Genomic DNA, 309 nt, shown 5'->3' with positions numbered 1-309 from the left:
GGAGTTTGTAATCCTAACATTCCATATGCAAACTTTTGGGTTATAACTAATAATCCTACTGAACATACGATGCCAAATACCCCACGAAATAGAGTGTATTGTAATTGCTGTTTCCTAGGATTTATAACAATCCATATTGCCCATACATTTAAAAAAGCAACTGGTGGAACTATTATGTACATATATATCGGTTGAACAGGATTCGCAAAAGCAGGCAAAAGCACAAATATATCTGCTATCCCAATCACAAGAGTAATTATAGTCGATCTTATATCATTTACAGCATAAAGAGCCATATAATATTCAAAA

At 33.0% G+C, this 309-nt stretch carries 1 pseudogene; it reads right to left on the bottom strand.

Annotation, left to right across the window (positions count from 1 at the left end):
• Positions 1-309, bottom strand: a pseudogene (locus HMPREF2590_RS29875) (hypothetical protein); the annotation flags it as partial.

This window comes from Bacillus sp. HMSC036E02, assembly GCF_001836235.1.
Taxonomy (GTDB): domain Bacteria; phylum Bacillota; class Bacilli; order Bacillales; family Bacillaceae_G; genus Bacillus_A; species Bacillus_A cereus.
The sequence above is the reverse complement of the archived record's forward strand: the minus strand, read 5'-3'. Positions and strand labels throughout refer to the sequence as shown.